Below are 16522 nucleotides of genomic sequence, written 5' to 3' on the forward strand. Positions count from 1 at the left end.
CCGATGAAACCCTTCCGCGAACGCAACCCCGTGGTGATCGGGGCGATCAGCATCTCGGTGCTCGCGATGCTGCTGCTCGCCGCCTTCCGCGCCGGTGACCTGCCGCTCATCGGCGGCGGGGACACCTACTACGCCAACTTCACCGAGGCCGGCGGGCTCTCGGTCGGCGACCCCGTGCGCCTGGCCGGTGTCCGGGTCGGCGAGGTGGACACGATCGAGCTCGCCAGCGGCGAGGTGAAGGTGGGCTTCAAGGTCGACACCGACGCCCAGCTCGGCGACCGTCCCGAGGCCGACATCCGGGTGCAGACGATCCTGGGCCAGATGTTCGTCGCCCTGGTCCCCGCCGGGGAGGGTGAGTTCGCCGAGGGCGAGACGATCCCCTCCGAGCGCACGCGGTCGCCGTACAACGTCATCGACGCCTTCGAGGGCCTCGCCGAGACCTCCGAGGGCATCGACACCGACCAGCTGACCGAGGCGCTGACGACGCTGTCGGACCTCACGCGCAACACTCCGGACGAGTTCCGTGACGCGCTCAACGGGCTGTCGGCGCTGTCGGAGACGGTCGTGAAGCGCGACGCCGAGCTCAACTCGCTGCTGCAGAACACCCAGCGCGTGTCCCGCGTGCTCGACGAGCGCGACGAGGACATCATCGCCCTCATGGACGACGCGCGCGTCCTGTTCGAGGCCCTGGTCAGCCGGCGCGACGCGGTGCACGACCTCCTCGTGTCGGCGACCACGCTCAGCCGCGAGCTCAAGACGTTCGTGCGCGAGAGCCGCGCCGACCTCCGGCCGGCGCTGCAGCGGCTGGAGAGCGTCGTGGACGTGCTGAACAAGAACCAGGACAACCTCGACAACAGCCTGCGCCTGGCCGCGCCGTTCGCGCGGGTCTTCGCCAACACGCTCGGCACCGGGCCGTGGTTCGACACCTTCGTGTCGAACCTGCCGCCGGTGCCCGGGGGGAGGAGCCAGGAATGATGCGGACCATCAGCAAGTTCCTCCCCATCGCGGTCGTGCTCGCCCTGGTCGCGGCCGGCGTGCTGTGGATGGTGGGTAGCAACGGCGACACCAAGCTGGTGACGGCGTACTTCCCCCGCACCGTCTCGGTCTACGAGGGCAGCGACGTGCGGGTCCTCGGCGTCGCGGTCGGCACGGTCGACTCCGTCGTGCCCGAGGGCACCAAGGTCCGCGTCGAGATGCGCTACGACAGCGAGGTCGAGGTGCCGATGGACGCCAAGGCGGTCATCATCTCGCCCTCGGTCGTGGGTGACCGCTACATCCAGCTCACCCCGGCCTACGAGTCCGGTGAGGTGCTGCCGGACAACACCGTCCTCGACACCCAGCGCACCTCGGTGCCACTGGAGCTGGACGAGATCTACCAGAGCATCGACGACCTCGTGGTGGCGCTCGGTCCCCAGGGGGCCAACCAGGACGGTGCATTGACCGACCTGCTGCAGACCACCGCGGAGAACTTCGGTGGCCAGGGTGCGCAGTTCCGAGAGACGATCGAGGACTTCGGCCAGCTGAGCAAGACCTTGGACGACAACAAGGACGAGCTCTTCGGGTCCGTGCGCCAGCTCAACAACTTCGTCCGCACGCTGGCCGAGAACGACGGCACGGTGCGTGACTTCAACACCGAGTTGGGCAACATCTCCACGGTGCTCGCCGACGAGCGGCAGGAGCTGACCACGGCCCTCGCCGAGCTCGGCACCGCGCTGCAGGTCGTGGGCGACTTCGTCGACGAGAACAAGCAGCTGCTGGGCCGCAACATCAAGAAGGTCGGTCGCGTCACCGACACCCTGGTGAAGCGACGCGCGCAGCTGGACGAGCTCCTCGAGGTCGCTCCGCTGGCGTACAACAACCTGGCGCACACCTACAACCCGCAGACCGGCACGCTGGACACCAACGCCAACGTCGCCCAGCTGCTGGGCAACCTGCAGGACGACCCGGCGCTGGTGCTGTGCACGTTGCTGGGCAACGCCGACAACAACGGCAACCTGTGCGACCTGTTCAAGACGATCCTGCCCCGCAGTGGTCCGTTCGGAGCGGGCACGGGCTCGCGAGCCGATGCGACCTATGACCCGACGCTGAGCGGGGTGGTGCCGCAATGAGGAACCGTCTGCGCAGGATCCGCGTCCTCGTCGCGGTGCTGTTCTCCACCCTGCTCCTGACCGGCTGCGAGTTCGACGTCTACTCGCTCCCGCTGCCGGGCGGTGCGGACGTGGGGGAGGACCCGATCACCGTCACCGTGGAGTTCAATGACGTGCTGGACCTCGTCCCGCAGTCCTCGGTGAAGTACAACGAGGTCGACATCGGACGCGTGACCGACGTCGAGCTCGGCGGCGAGGACGGGCGCACCGCCCGGGTCACGCTGCTGGTGCGCAACGACACCGGCCTGCCCGCCAACGCGCGGGCCAACATCCGCCAGACCAGCCTGCTGGGGGAGAAGTTCGTCTCCTTCGCCGATCCCACGCAGGAGTCGGCGAGCGGCGAGCTCGCCGACGGCGACCTCGTCCCGCTGGCCCGCACCGGCCGCAACCCCGAGGTCGAGGAGGTGCTCGGTGCGCTGAGCCTGATCCTCAACGGCGGTGGCGTCGCGCAGCTGCGCACGATCGCCAAGGAGGTCAACCTCGCCCTGGAGGGGCGCGAGGAGAACGTGAAGTCGGCGCTGCGCCAGGTCCGTGACCTGATGAGCCAGCTCGACCAGCGCAAGGGCGACATCATCGACGCGCTGGAGTCGGTCAACCGGCTCGCCAAGCAGGTGCGCGCCCAGCAGGACAGCATCGACCTCGCCCTGGAGGAGCTGCCCAGCGCCGTGCTGTCGCTGGACCGCCAGCGGGAGGACCTGGTCTCCATGCTGCAGGGACTCAACCGGCTCGGCGACGTCGGCGTCCGGGTGATCCGGCAGACCGAGGACGTCACCATCGAGTCGCTCGAGCAGCTCTTCCCGGTGCTCAACCAGCTCTCGAACTCCGGTGACAACCTCGCCAACTCCATCGAGGCGCTCGTATTCCCGTTCATCGACGCCGCCGTGGGCCGCGACCCGCAGGTGGCCCGCAACCTGCACATGGGCGACTACGTGAACCTCGACGCCGAGCTCGAGATCGACCTGGCCAACCCGCAGCTGCCGACGATCTGCCTGGAGCCGATCAATGACGCGCTGCCGTGTGACGAGGTCATCGGCCCGATCTTCAACTGCATCGAGGAGGGCCTCAACGACCCCTCGGCCTGCACCAGCCTGCCGCAGGAGATCCTGCAGGGCGTGGCCGGTGACCAGCTCTGCCAGACGCTCCAGCTGCCCGTCGTCTGTGGTGGCAACACCGGTGGCGGCGGCAACGGTGGCGGCGGCAACGGCGGTGGTGGCACCGGCGGCGGTGGCACCGGCGGCAACGGCGGCGGCCTGCTGCCCAACCTGGGCAACGGCGGCACCTCGCCGCTCGACGGGCTGCTGCGCGCTCCGCTCCAGTCAGGAGGTGGCCGATGATCACCCGGCGCACGAAGGTCCAGCTGCTGGTCTTCGTCATCATCACCGTGCTCGGCGTGACCTACGTCGGCGCGAAGTACGCCCAGCTCGACCGCCTGATCCTCGACCGGTCCTACGACGTGGTGGCGAAGTTCGAGGAGTCCGGCGGCATCTTCGTCGGCGGCGAGGTCACCTACCGCGGCGTCCGCGTCGGCCAGGTCACCGACATGCAGGTCACCGACGAGGGCGTCGACGTCGTGCTGCGCATCGACAACGAGTGGGACGCGATCCCCTCCGACGCGCGGGCACTGGTCGGCAACCGCTCCGCCATCGGTGAGCAGTACGTCGAGATCCAGCCGACCGTCGACGACGGGCCGTTCCTCGAGGACGGGTCGGAGATCCTGGTCACCGAGACCCCGATCCGCACCGAGAAGCTGCTCGCCGACATCTCCCAGACCGTCTCCGACGTCGACCAGGAAGCGCTGCGCACCACCGTGAGCGAGCTGGGCGTCGCCTTCGACGGCACGGGGGAGGACCTCCAGCAGATCATCGACACCGGCAACTCCTTCATCGAGGCCGCCGACGAGAACTTCGACGTCACCACCGAGCTGATCCGCAACGCCAACACCGTGCTCAACGGCCAGGTGGACAGCGAGAGCTCGCTGCGCACCTTCGCCGACCAGCTCTCGCTGTTCAGCACCGCGCTGGCCGACGCCGATCCGGACCTGCGTCGCCTCATCGACACCGGGTCCTTCTCGGTCAACCAGTTGCGCGCCTTCCTGGAGGCCAACGAGGTCCCGCTCCAGGAGCTGCTGCAGGACCTGGTCACCACCGGCCAGGTCGTGGTGCGCCACCTGCCGGCCATCGAGCAGGCACTGATCGTGTTCCCCTACGTCGTGGAGGGGGCGTGGAGCGTGGTCGCCAAGGACGACGACAACCTCTACGACGCCCACTTCGGGCTGATCCTCAGCGACAGCCACCCCTGCACCGAGGGGTACGAGAGCACCCAGAAGCGGACGCCGTTCCAGGGCGAGGACCTGGCCCTGAACACCGACGCCCGGTGCACCGCCCCGCCCAGCACGAACTCCCGCGGGGCGCAGAACCTGCCGCGGGTCGCGCCCGACCTCGACGGTCCGGACCCCGAGAGCGTCATCGGCAGCTTCGACGTCGACAGCGGCGAGTTCGCCTGGGGTGAGCAGCAGTCCACCTCCTTGCCCCGGACCGGTAGCGTTGCGCCGCCGGACGGGCTCGGAAAGGACGCGTGGAAGTGGCTGTACCTCCAACCTCTCCTGGACAGTCAGGAGTGAGCGGGCCCGCCGCACGACGGGTCGCCCCGCTGTGGTGGGTGCTGTCCACACTGGTGTTCCTCGTCGTCGCCTGCCTGGTCTTCGTCGGCTGGGTCTACCTCGACCGCGCCGGTGAGGGCGGCATCGGCGCCCGCACCGAGGCGCTGCGTGCCGACACCGTCGACGCCGCCCAGGTGCGTTCCGACGCCCGGCAGCGAGCCACCGAGTTCGTGGAGGAGTTCTTCACATACGGGCCCGACGACCTGGACGACCAGGGCAGCCTCGCGGGCTTCAAGGACCGCATCCGACCGCTGATGTCGGCGAAGTTCCGCACCGCCCTGGACCAGCGCCTGCTCCAGATCGAGGGAATCGTCGCGCAGTACGAGGTCCGCAGCGCCGGCACGGTGCAGGGCGTGGGCGTGGCGTCCTTCGACGAGGACTCCGCCGAGGTCCTCGTCGGCGGGTGGGGCACACAGGCCTACCCGAACCCGGAGAAGGAGTCGGAGGAGATCAAGGGCGACCGGTTGCCCTTCCGCTTCGAGGTCTCACTGGTCAGGGTCGACGGTGAGTGGCTGGTGGACAACCTGGACTCCTTCGACGACCAGGACGAGGGACTCGCCGACCCCACCGAGGCGCCGGAGCCCTCCGCCCCCGGGTCATCCGAGCCCTCGCCGAGCGTGCCGGTGCCGAGCGAGAGCCAGGGGGACGGCCAGTGAGCCCGAACCTCTACGACCTGCTCGACGTCGACCCCACCGCCTCCACCGAGGAGATCCGGGAGGCCTGGGCCGAGGCGATCGCCGACCTGGGACCGACCGACCGGCGCTTCCGTGCCTACACCGACGCCGCCAGTGTGCTGATGGACCCCGACCGCCGGGCGGCGTACGACGCCGAGCTGGCCGCGCAGGAGCCTGCGGCAGCGGAGCCGACGGCCGAGGAGGCCACCGACGGGCACGCGGGAGCCGGGGAGACCGCCCCGGAGGAGCGGGCCGCGAGCGGGAAGGACGAGACCGCCGGACCCGACGAGGACGACGACGAGGACGAGGGCGAGGCGACGGCCGCCGACGAGCGCGAGGACGAGGCGTCCGTCGGGCCGGCGGACCTTGCCGGCGCAGCGCCCGCGGCGACCCGTCCGGCGTCGACCGGGACCGCGATGCTCGCCTCACGCCCCCCGCAGTGGGTCGTCGCGACGGTCGCGGCGGTGGCGGTGGTCGTGATCGCCACGACGGCCTGGGTGCTCACCTGGCCCGGCACCTTCGGCACCGCTCCCGACGCCCGGTCAGCACAGCAGGAGCGCGCCGCGGAGAGCATCGCCGCTGCCGAGCGCATCGCTCCGCAGGTGCTGAGCTATGACCACCGCGACATGGGCGACGACCGGCTCGCCGAGCTCCAGGAGCTGATGACGCCCTCCTACGCCGAGGAGTGGGTGGGCGTCCAGGAGGGGCTGCGGGAGCAGGCCCAGCAGCAGGAGGCCGTCGTGACCGCGGCGGTGCGGGGCAGCGCGATCTCCGGCCTCAGCGACGACGGCGGCCAGTCCGAGGTGCTCGTCTTCGTGGACCAGCTGGTCCAGAAGAGCGGCGAGGACGACAGCGAGCTGACCATGTGGGCGACCCTCCGGCTCATCCGCGACGGGGAGACCTGGCAGCTGGAGAAGATCTGCACCACCGACCCGGAGTGCGGCTGAACCCGCGCCCGAACCGGGGCCCAGGCCCGTGTGGGTGCTTGACCTGAGTGCCCCCGCCGGGGATGATCCTCTGCGAATGGGAACGTCGCCCCCGGGCGGTGACGCCCGATGTTGTCCGGCGCCCTCCGGTCGTGTAACGTGGCGCCTTGCGCCTGCCCTCAAATGCACATTGGCCTGTCCGGTGGCCGATGAATGTGGTTGGCCGGCGCCTCCGTACAGCGATTCGCTCGAAGGACAACACTCTTGGCCGCGCGTACCACTCCCGGTAAGACCCGCATTTCTTTCGCGAAGATCAACGAACCGCTCGAGCTCCCGCAGCTCCTCTCCCTCCAGACCGACAGTTTCGACTGGCTGATCGGCAACGAGGACCACCTGGGTCGCGTCGAGGAGCGACGCTCCCGTGGTGAGGACGTCTCGGACAAGTCCGGCCTCGCCGAGATCTTCGAGGAGATCTCGCCGATCGAGGACTTCAACGAGACCATGTCGCTCTCGTTCGACAGCCCGGTCTTCTACGACCCGAACTACTCGGTCGAGGAGTGCAAGGAGAAGGACCTCACCTACTCCGCGCCGCTCTACGTCTCCGCCGAGTTCATGAACAACGAGACCGGCGAGATCAAGGGCCAGACGGTCTTCATGGGCGAGTTCCCGCTCATGACCCCCAAGGGCACCTTCGTCATCAACGGCACCGAGCGTGTCGTCGTCTCCCAGCTGGTCCGGTCCCCGGGCGTGTACTTCGAGCGCACCCCGGACAAGACCTCCGACAAGGACATCTACACCTCCAAGCTCATCCCGAGCCGCGGCGCCTGGCTCGAGTTCGAGATCGACAAGCGCGACCTGGTCGGCGTCCGCCTCGACCGCAAGCGCAAGCAGAACGTCATCGTGCTGCTCAAGGCCCTGCAGGCCGTCGCCGAGGACATCGGCGAGGAGTACGACTTCGACGCGGTCATGGCCGAGATGCGCCAGTACGAGTCGATCCAGTACACCGAGGAGAAGGACGCCACCACCAGCGCCGACGAGGCGCTGCTGGACATCTACCGCAAGCTGCGTCCCGGTGAGCCGCCGACGCGCGAGGCCGCGCTGACGCTGTTGAAGAACTACTACTTCAACCCGAAGCGCTACGACCTGGCCAAGGTCGGTCGCTACAAGGTCAACAAGAAGATCGGCGCCGGCCAGGCCTACGACCAGCAGACGCTGACCATCGCCGACGTGGTCGCCACGATCCGCTACCTCGTCGCGCTGCACGACGGCCGCGAGGACCTCACCGACGCCGAGGGCGAGGAGATCTACCTCGACCTCGACGACATCGACCACTTCGGCAACCGCCGCATGCGGACCGTCGGCGAGCTCATCCAGAACCAGCTGCGCACCGGACTCGCGCGGATGGAGCGCGTGGTGCGCGAGCGGATGACCACCCAGGACGTCGAGGCCATCACGCCGCAGTCGCTGATCAACATCCGTCCGGTCGTCGCGGCGCTGAAGGAGTTCTTCGGCACCTCGCAGCTCTCGCAGTTCATGGACCAGACGAACCCGATCGCGGGCCTGACGCACAAGCGCCGGCTCTCCGCGCTCGGCCCCGGCGGTCTGTCCCGTGACCGCGCGGGCATGGAGGTCCGTGACGTCCACCCGTCGCACTACGGCCGGATGTGCCCGATCGAGACCCCGGAGGGCCCGAACATCGGTCTGATCGGGTCGCTGGCCTCCTACGGCCGGATCAACCCGTTCGGGTTCGTCGAGACGCCGTACCGCGTGGTGGAGAAGGGTCGCGTCACCGACGAGATCCACTACCTGACCGCCGACGACGAGGACCGCTACGTCATCGCGCAGGCCAACGCGCAGATCGACGAGCAGGGCAACTTCGTCAACGAGCGGGTCCTGGTGCGCCAGCGCGACCAGGAGGTCTCCGAGATCCTGCGCGAGGAAATCGACTACATGGACGTCTCGCCGCGCCAGATGGTGTCGGTGGCGACCGCGTTGATCCCCTTCCTCGAGCACGACGACGCCAACCGTGCGCTCATGGGCGCCAACATGCAGCGCCAGGCCGTCCCGCTGATCAAGGCCGACAGCCCGTTCGTCGGCACCGGTGTGGAGCGCCGCGCCGCCATCGACGCCGGTGACGTGATGGTCGCCGAGTCCGCCGGTGTGGTGAAGAGCGTGACCGCCGACCTCATCGAGGTCATGAACGACGACGGCACCCACGTCAGCTACAAGATGGCGAAGTTCCGTCGGTCCAACCAGGGCACCTGCATCAACCAGTCCCCGCTGGTCGACGCCGGCGACCGCGTCGAGGTCGGTTCGCCGATCGCCGACGGTCCCAGCACCGACAACGCGGAGATGGCGCTCGGCCAGAACCTGCTGGTGGCGTTCATGTCCTGGCAGGGCCACAACTACGAGGACGCGATCATCCTCAGCCAGCGCCTGGTGCAGGAGGACGTCCTCACCTCGATCCACATCGAGGAGCACGAGGTCGACGCCCGCGACACCAAGCTGGGGCCGGAGGAGATCACCCGCGACATCCCCAACGTCAGCGAGGAGACCCTCGCCGACCTGGACGAGCGCGGCATCATCCGCATCGGTGCGGAGGTCTCGCCGGGCGACATCCTCGTCGGCAAGGTCACCCCCAAGGGTGAGACCGAGCTGACGCCGGAGGAGCGGCTGCTGCGCGCGATCTTCGGTGAGAAGGCCCGCGAGGTCCGCGACACCTCGATGAAGGTGCCGCACGGCGAGTCCGGCACCGTCATCGGCGTGCGGGTCTTCGACCGCGAGGACGGCGACGAGCTGCCCCCGGGCGTCAACCAGCTGGTGCGGGTCTACGTCGCGCAGAAGCGCAAGATCTCCGTCGGTGACAAGCTCGCCGGCCGGCACGGCAACAAGGGCGTGATCGCCAAGATCCTGCCCACCGAGGACATGCCGTTCATGGAGGACGGCACCCCGGTCGACGTCGTGCTGAACCCGCTGGGCGTGCCGCGCCGGATGAACATCGGCCAGGTGCTCGAGCTGCACCTGGGCTGGCTGGCCAAGCAGGGGTGGGACCTCAACCTGTCCGACGACCCCGACAACGCCGACTGGAAGCAGCGGCTGATCGACATCCACGCCGACAAGGTGGAGGGCGACAGCAAGGTCGCCACCCCCGTCTTCGACGGTGCGCGTGAGGACGAGATCACCGGCCTGCTCGGCAGCGCGCTGCCCAACCGTGACGGCGTACGCCTCATGGGTGGCGACGGCAAGGCCAACCTGTTCGACGGTCGCTCCGGCGAGCCGTACCCGGACCCGGTGTCGGTGGGCTACATGTACATCCTCAAGCTCCACCACCTCGTGGACGACAAGATCCACGCGCGGTCGACGGGTCCGTACTCCATGATCACCCAGCAGCCGCTCGGCGGTAAGGCCCAGTTCGGTGGCCAGCGCTTCGGTGAGATGGAGGTCTGGGCGATGGAGGCGTACGGCGCCGCCTACGCCCTGCAGGAGCTGCTGACGATCAAGTCCGACGACGTCGCGGGCCGCGTGAAGGTCTACGAGGCCATCGTGAAGGGCGAGAACATCCCCGACTCGGGCATCCCGGAGTCCTTCAAGGTGCTCGTCAAGGAGATGCAGTCGCTGTCGCTGAACGTGGAGGTCCTCAGCGAGGACGGCACCGCGATCGAGATGCGTGACTCCGAGGACGACGTGTTCCGCGCCGCGGAGGAGCTCGGCATCGACCTCTCCCGCCGTGAGCCCAACACGGTCGAAGAAGTGTGAGCGACCCGCTCACTCAAATGACTCTTAAGACTCGAACCAAGCGAAGGAATCAGCCAAGTGCTTGACGTCAACTTCTTCGACCAGCTCCAGATCGGCCTCGCAGGCGCGGACGACATCCGCACCTGGAGCCACGGCGAGGTCAAGAAGCCCGAGACCATCAACTACCGCACGCTCAAGCCCGAGCGTGACGGCCTGTTCTGCGAGAAGATCTTCGGTCCCACCCGGGACTGGGAGTGCTACTGCGGCAAGTACAAGCGCGTGCGCTTCAAGGGCATCATCTGCGAGCGGTGCGGCGTGGAGGTCACCCGCTCCAAGGTGCGTCGTGAGCGGATGGGCCACATCGAGCTCGCCGCCCCGGTGACCCACATCTGGTACTTCAAGGGTGTGCCGAGCCGGCTCGGCTACCTGCTCGACCTCGCCCCGAAGGACCTGGAGAAGGTCATCTACTTCGCGGCGTACATGATCACCGACGTCGACAAGGACGCGCGCCACCGCGACCTGTCCTCGTTGGAGAGCAAGATCGGCCAGCAGCGCAAGATGCTCGAGGACCGCCTCAACGTGGCCATCGAGGACCGCAGCCAGAAGCTCGAGGCCGACCTGGCCGAGCTCGAGGCCGAGGGTGCGAAGGCCGACGCCAAGCGCAAGCTCAAGGACGGCGCCGAGCGGGAGATGAACCAGATTCGCAAGCGCTCCGAGGGCGAGATCGCGCGCCTGGAGGAGGTCTGGGAGACCTTCCGCAACCTCGAGGTCCAGGACCTCATGGGCGACGAGATGCTCTACCGCGAGATGAAGGGCTGGTTCGGCAAGTACTTCGAGGGCCACATGGGCGCCACGGCGATCCAGAAGCGCCTGGAGAACTTCGACATCGAGGCCGAGGTCGAGAACCTCCGCGAGGTCATCGCCAACGGCAAGGGTCAGCGCAAGGTCCGCGCCCTCAAGCGCCTCAAGGTCGTCGAGGCCTTCCGCAAGACCGGCAACCACCCCGCCGGCATGGTGCTCGGCGCGGTGCCGGTCATCCCGCCGGACCTGCGTCCGATGGTGCAGCTGGACGGTGGCCGCTTCGCGACCTCCGACCTCAACGACCTGTACCGCCGCGTGATCAACCGCAACAACCGGCTCAAGCGCCTGCTCGACCTCGGTGCGCCGGAGATCATCGTCAACAACGAGAAGCGGATGCTGCAGGAGGCCGTCGACTCGCTGTTCGACAACGGTCGTCGCGGTCGTCCCGTCACCGGCCCGGGCAACCGGCCGCTGAAGTCGCTCTCGGACATGCTCAAGGGCAAGCAGGGTCGCTTCCGCCAGAACCTGCTCGGCAAGCGCGTGGACTACTCGGGCCGTTCGGTCATCATCTCCGGTCCGCAGCTGAAGCTGCACCAGTGCGGCCTGCCCAAGCAGATGGCGCTGGAGCTGTTCAAGCCGTTCGTGATGAAGCGGCTGGTCGACCTGTCGCACGCGCAGAACATCAAGTCCGCCAAGCGGATGGTCGAGCGCGCCAAGCCGGTCGTGTGGGACGTCCTGGAAGAGGTCATCACCGAGCACCCGGTGCTGCTCAACCGTGCGCCCACGCTGCACCGCCTCGGCATCCAGGCCTTCGAGCCGCAGCTGGTCGAGGGCAAGGCCATCCAGATCCACCCGCTGGTGTGCGGCGCGTTCAACGCCGACTTCGACGGTGACCAGATGGCGGTCCACCTGCCGCTGTCGGCCGAGGCGCAGGCCGAGGCCCGGATCCTGATGCTGTCGACCAACAACATCCTCAAGCCCTCCGACGGCCGTCCGGTGACGATGCCGTCGCAGGACCAGGTCGTGGGCCTGTACTGGCTCACCACCGACCGCGAGGGTGAGCCCGGCGAGGGTCGTTCGTTCGCCTCGGCCGCCGAGGCGATCATGGCCTTCGACCGCAAGGAGATCACGCTGCAGTCGCGGGTCCGGATCCGCTTCCCCGACATCGTCCCCTCCGACGACGTCCCCGCCCCCGAGGGCTGGGAGGCCGGTACGCCGGCGACGATCGAGACGACCCTGGGCCGGGCGCTGTTCAACGACACGCTCCCCGCGGACTACCCGTACGTGAACTCCGAGGTCGGCAAGAAGCAGCTGGGCGCGATCATCAACGACCTCGCCGAGCGCTACGACAAGGTGCAGGTCGCCGCCTCGCTGGACGCGTTGAAGGACGCGGGCTTCAACTGGGCCACCTGGTCCGGTGTCACCGTCTCCATCGACGACGTCGTCACGCCCGACGCGAAGGCCGAGATCCTCTCCGGCTACGAGGAGAAGGCCGCCAAGATCCAGAAGCAGTTCGAGCGCGGACTCGTCACCGACGACGAGCGCCGCCAGGAGCTCATCGAGATCTGGACCGAGGCGTCCTCCAAGGTGGGTGCTGCGATGGAGGAGGCGCTGCCCGACAGCAACTCCATCGCGATGATGGTCCACTCCGGCGGTTCGGGAAACATGAACCAGATCCGTCAGGTCGGCGCCATGCGAGGCCTGGTGGCCAACCCGAAGGGCGAGATCATCCCGCGGCCGATCAAGGCGAACTTCCGCGAGGGCCTCTCGGTGCTGGAGTACTTCATCTCCACCCACGGTGCCCGCAAGGGTCTCGCCGACACCGCGCTGCGGACCGCCGACTCCGGGTACCTCACCCGTCGTCTGGTCGACGTCTCGCAGGACGTCATCATCCGTGAGGACGACTGCGGCACCGAGCGCGGCATGGTCAAGCAGATCGGTGTCGCCACCGACGGGAACGTGGTCAAGCACGAGCACGCCGAGACCGCGGCGTACGCCCGTGCCTCGGCCGTGGACGTGCCCCACCCCGAGACCGGCGAGGTGCTGGTCGCGGCGGGTGACGACCTGGGCGATGTCAAGATCGACCAGCTGGTCGAGGCGGGCATCACCGAGGTGACCGTGCGTTCGGTGCTCACCTGTGACGCCCGCACCGGTACCTGCGCGAAGTGCTACGGCCGCTCGCTGGCCACCGGCAAGCTGGTCGACATCGGTGAGGCGGTCGGCATCATCGCGGCCCAGTCCATCGGTGAGCCCGGCACGCAGCTGACGATGCGGACCTTCCACACCGGTGGTGTGGCCTCCGCCGACGACATCACGCAGGGTCTGCCCCGTGTGGTCGAGCTGTTCGAGGCGCGCACCCCCAAGGGTGTCGCCCCGATCACCGAGGTCGCCGGCCGGGTCGAGATCGAGGAGACCGACAAGGCGCGGATCGTCAAGATCACGCCCGACGACGGCTCCGACGTCATGGAGTACCAGGTCAACCGCCGCTCGCGGCTCGAGGTGGCCGACGGCCAGCACGTCGAGGTCGGCCAGATGCTGACCGCCGGTACCCCCGACCCCAAGGAGGTCCTGCGGATCCTGGGTCCGAAGAAGACCCAGCAGCACCTGGTGGACGAGGTCCAGGAGGTCTACCGCAGCCAGGGCGTGTCGATCCACGACAAGCACATCGAGATCATCGTGCGGCAGATGCTGCGCCGGATCACCGTGCTGGAGTCGGGTGACACCACGCTGCTGCCCTCGGACCTGGTCGACCGGGTCCTCTTCGAGGAGCAGAACCGTCGCGCGGTCTCCGAGGGCGGCAAGCCGGCCTCGGGTCGTCCCGAGCTCATGGGCATCACCAAGGCCTCGCTCGCGACGGACTCGTGGCTCTCGGCGGCCTCCTTCCAGGAGACCACCCGGGTGCTCACCGACGCCGCGATCAACGGTCGCTCCGACAGCCTGCGTGGCCTGAAGGAGAACGTGATCATCGGCAAGCTGATCCCGGCGGGCACCGGCCTGGAGCGCTACCGCAGCATCCGCGTCGAGCCGACCGAGGAGGCCCGGCAGGCGGCGTACGCCGTCACCGGCTACGACTCCTACGACTACGAGTTCGGCGACGCTGCGGGCAGCCAGGCCGTGGCACTGGACGACTTCGACTTTGGTTCCTACCAGAGTTGATCGCGGAGCGATCGACTCTGGTGCCAAGGAACCAGGTCGAGTAGACGAAGGCCCTTCCGAGCTTGCTCGGGAGGGCCTTCGGCGTATCGAGACCAGCCAAGCGCCCGCGGCCACGTGACCTGCGGCAGGCTGACCCCGTGCACTTCGACCTGCAGGCCCACCGTGGCGGGCTCGCGCTGACGGTGGAGAACACGCTGGCCGCGTTCGAGCGGGCACTCGCCGTGGGCGTCAGCACCCTGGAGTTCGACGTGCAGGTCACCGCGGACGGACGCGCCGTGATCGCCCACGACGCCGACCACGGCGGCCACCGGATCCGTGACCTCACGCTGGCCGAGGCCCGTTCCCTCGACGTCGGGTCGGTGCGCGATCCCCGGCACCCGGAGCAGGCACTCGCCCCCGGTGCGCGCATGCCGCTGCTCTCGGAGGTGGCAGACCTACTGCGCGCGGTCGCCGCGGACACCGTGCGCTGCAACGTCGAGCTCAAGGTCGCGGTCACCCGTCCCGGCACGAGTGCCGACGCCGCGGAGTTCGTCGACGTCGTGCTGGCCGAGCTCGACGCCGCCGGCATCCTCGGGTGCAGCACCATCCAGAGCTTCGACTGGGCCGCCCTGCGGCGGGTGTCGGACGTGGCGCCGGAGGTGGCGACGTACGTCCTCAGTCACGAGGACCGGCTCGAGGTGGGTCGGCGCGGTGCTTCGCCGTGGCTCGGCGGCCTGGACATCGACGACTTCGCCGGGTCGGTGCAGCACAAGTACGTCGCCGCTGCGGCCTCGATCGGCGCCGCGGCCGTCTCACCCGTCCACGGGACGTACGCCGACGGTCCCGGTGGCCGCTCCCACGTGCCGTTCACCACCGCCGAGCTCGTCGAGGCGGCCCACGAGCAGGGCCTGCTGGTGGTGCCCTACACCGTCAACGACGCCGCCCTGATGGCGTGGCTCATCGGACTCGGCGTCGACGGTTTCATCACCGACCACCCGGACCGGGCGCGCGACGTGATGGATGCGCACGGGCTGGAACTGCCACCGGCGTACGTGCGGTCCCCGCCCGCCTGAGAAGATTGTCCGCGTGAGTCACGGCACCCCGCAGCGCACCGACGTCCTGGTCGTCGGCGCCGGCCCGGCAGGTTCGGCGGCCGCCGCGTGGGCGGCCCGCCACGGGCTCGACGTCGTGCTCGCGGACGCGGCGGTGTTCCCCCGCGACAAGACCTGCGGTGACGGCCTGACGCCGCGTGCCATCGGCGAGCTGCAGCGCCTCGGACTGGAGGACTGGCTGCGCGCCCACACGGTCAACCAGGGCCTGCGCGCCCACGGGTTCGGCCAGACCCTGCACCTGCGCTGGCCCAGCGGTGAGCTGCCGGACTGGGGGAGCGCGGTCGCGCGCACCGAGCTCGACGACCACCTGCGCTCGGTCGCGGTGAAAGCCGGCGCCGTCCCGGTCGACGGCGCCAAGGCCGTCGACGTGCGGATGGAGGGCGACCGGGTGGCCGCGGTGGTGTTCAAGGTCTCGACCGGCTCGACCAACGGCGACGGCGCGACCAACGGGGACGGCGGCGGCACCGAGCTGGTCGAGATCGCGTGCCGGCGGCTCGTGGTGGCCGACGGTGTCCGGTCGGGGCTCGGGAAGGTGCTGGGGCGGCAGTGGCACCGCGAGACCGTCTACGGCGTCGCCGGGCGGTCCTACGTCGCCTCCACGCGCGCCGACGACCCCTGGATCAGCTCGCACCTGGAGCTGCGCGGCCGCGACGGCGACCTGCTGTCCGGCTACGGCTGGCTCTTCCCGCTCGGCAAGGACGCCGGTGAGGTCAACCTCGGCGTGGGGACGCTCGCGACCGCCAAGCGCCCGGCCGAGGTCGCGGTCAAGCCGCTGATGGGCTTCTACGCCGACGAACGACGTGCGGAGTTCGGCCTGGGCGAGGAGCTGCGCATGCCCACCTCGGCGCTGCTGCCGATGGGTGGTGCGGTCTCCCACGTGGCCGGCCGCAACTGGGCCCTGATCGGTGACGCCGCGGCGTGCGTCAACCCGCTCAACGGCGAGGGGATCGACTACGGGCTCGAGGGCGGCCGGTTCGTCGCCGAGCTGCTCGCCGAGGGCCCCGACGTCGACCTCGCGACCCGGTGGCCGGCGCTGCTGCACGAGCACTACGGGGAGGCGTTCTCGATCGCGCGCCGGCTGGCCGGACTGGTCACCGTGCCCGGACTGCTGCCCACGCTCGGACCCGCCGGGATGCGCTCGACGTGGCTGATGACGCTCGCACTGCGCTGGATGGGCAACCTCGTCACCGACGAGGACCGCGACCGGGCCGCCCGGGTGTGGCGCTGGGCCGGGCGACGTTCGGTCCTCCGCGACGCCCGACCGCCGTTCCACTGACCCGCCCCGATGTGCCGGACCGGTGTCGGTCGGCTCCGTAGGGTGGGACCAGGACAG

General features: G+C 69.2%; 10 protein-coding genes. All 10 read left to right on the forward strand.

Features of this window, described 5'->3' with window-relative positions; translation table 11 throughout:
• Positions 1-3 precede the first annotated feature (3 nt).
• The 10 genes from KUV85_RS16230 to KUV85_RS16275 all read left to right on the forward strand — a co-directional run bounded on the left by KUV85_RS16230 (position 4) and on the right by KUV85_RS16275 (position 16465).
• Entirely contained in the window at positions 4-975 is a 972-nt protein-coding gene (locus KUV85_RS16230) for an MCE family protein (RefSeq protein WP_219960922.1), read from the forward strand.
• Complete coding sequence (locus KUV85_RS16235; protein ID WP_219960923.1) at positions 972-2108, forward strand: MCE family protein; 1137 nt, start codon at positions 972-974, stop codon at positions 2106-2108. Before KUV85_RS16230 ends, KUV85_RS16235 begins: the two co-directional genes overlap by 4 nt.
• Entirely contained in the window at positions 2105-3481 is a 1377-nt protein-coding gene (locus tag KUV85_RS16240) for an MCE family protein (RefSeq protein ID WP_219960924.1), read from the forward strand. The genes KUV85_RS16235 and KUV85_RS16240 overlap by 4 nt, the downstream gene beginning before the upstream one ends.
• Positions 3478-4767: an MlaD family protein gene (locus KUV85_RS16245; protein ID WP_219960925.1), complete on the forward strand. Its 1290-nt coding sequence runs from the start codon at positions 3478-3480 to the stop codon at positions 4765-4767. Before KUV85_RS16240 ends, KUV85_RS16245 begins: the two co-directional genes overlap by 4 nt.
• Positions 4764-5462, forward strand: a complete 699-nt coding sequence (locus tag KUV85_RS16250) for a hypothetical protein (protein ID WP_219960926.1) — start codon at positions 4764-4766, stop codon at positions 5460-5462. The genes KUV85_RS16245 and KUV85_RS16250 overlap by 4 nt, the downstream gene beginning before the upstream one ends.
• The gene (locus KUV85_RS16255) at positions 5459-6427 is read left to right on the forward strand and encodes a J domain-containing protein (RefSeq protein WP_219960927.1); all 969 of its coding nucleotides are present in this window, start codon (positions 5459-5461) and stop codon (positions 6425-6427) included. The genes KUV85_RS16250 and KUV85_RS16255 overlap by 4 nt, the downstream gene beginning before the upstream one ends.
• A gap of 243 nt (positions 6428-6670) precedes the next feature.
• Positions 6671-10162 (forward strand): DNA-directed RNA polymerase subunit beta, encoded by a 3492-nt coding sequence (locus KUV85_RS16260; protein WP_237690162.1) that lies wholly within the window; start codon positions 6671-6673, stop codon positions 10160-10162.
• Between the two features lie 57 nt (positions 10163-10219).
• Complete coding sequence (locus KUV85_RS16265; RefSeq protein WP_219960929.1) at positions 10220-14098, forward strand: DNA-directed RNA polymerase subunit beta'; 3879 nt, start codon at positions 10220-10222, stop codon at positions 14096-14098.
• Between the two features lie 137 nt (positions 14099-14235).
• Positions 14236-15150 carry a glycerophosphodiester phosphodiesterase family protein gene (locus KUV85_RS16270; protein WP_219960930.1) on the forward strand — a complete coding sequence of 305 codons (915 nt, stop codon included), beginning with the start codon at positions 14236-14238 and terminating at the stop codon, positions 15148-15150.
• 13 nt (positions 15151-15163) lie between these two features.
• Positions 15164-16465, forward strand: a complete 1302-nt coding sequence (locus tag KUV85_RS16275; protein ID WP_237690163.1) for a geranylgeranyl reductase family protein — start codon at positions 15164-15166, stop codon at positions 16463-16465.
• Positions 16466-16522 lie beyond the last annotated feature (57 nt).

Source organism: Nocardioides panacisoli, from assembly GCF_019448235.1.
GTDB lineage: Bacteria > Actinomycetota > Actinomycetes > Propionibacteriales > Nocardioidaceae > Nocardioides > Nocardioides panacisoli_A.

What these genes read in the sequence shown, in the direction of transcription:
- KUV85_RS16230 (WP_219960922.1), top strand. Translation starts at nt 4, where the DNA reads ATGAAACCCTTCCGCGAACGCAACCCCGTGGTGATCGGGGCGATCAGC.
- KUV85_RS16245 (WP_219960925.1), top strand. Translation starts at nt 3,478, where the DNA reads ATGATCACCCGGCGCACGAAGGTCCAGCTGCTGGTCTTCGTCATCATC.
- KUV85_RS16235 (WP_219960923.1), top strand. Translation starts at nt 972, where the DNA reads ATGATGCGGACCATCAGCAAGTTCCTCCCCATCGCGGTCGTGCTCGCC.
- KUV85_RS16240 (WP_219960924.1), top strand. Translation starts at nt 2,105, where the DNA reads ATGAGGAACCGTCTGCGCAGGATCCGCGTCCTCGTCGCGGTGCTGTTC.